Annotated in this window: 1 protein-coding gene; it reads left to right on the forward strand. The window is 50.0% G+C overall.

Annotated features, from left to right (window positions below; all coding sequences use genetic code 11):
* A partial coding sequence (locus NE473_RS31285) for a tRNA (guanine(46)-N(7))-methyltransferase TrmB (protein WP_502802871.1) occupies positions 1–300 on the forward strand: 300 nt, incomplete at both ends.

A 300-nucleotide genomic window follows, 5' to 3' on the forward strand; every position in this document is an offset into this window, starting at 1 on the left:
CCATATTCCAGGCTCGGAGGAAGAGATCGCAAACAGCCCTTACGTGGTTTCCAATCCGGAAGAGAAGAAGGGGCGCTGGAACGGCGTCTTTGGGAATGATAATCCAATAGAGATAGAAGAAGGCATGGGAAAGGGCCGGTTTATTATGGAGCTGGCCGCCAAAAATCCGGAAATCAATTATGTTGGCATTGAGTGGTACTGCAGCGTCCTCCTGAGAGGCATCCAGAAACGCCGGGAGATGGAGCTTTCCAATATCTACTTTATGTGTGTGGATGCGAGAGAGCTTTCCGAGATTTTCGC

Source organism: Hungatella sp. SL.1.14, from assembly GCF_024460495.1.
GTDB lineage: Bacteria > Bacillota > Clostridia > Lachnospirales > Lachnospiraceae > Hungatella > Hungatella hathewayi.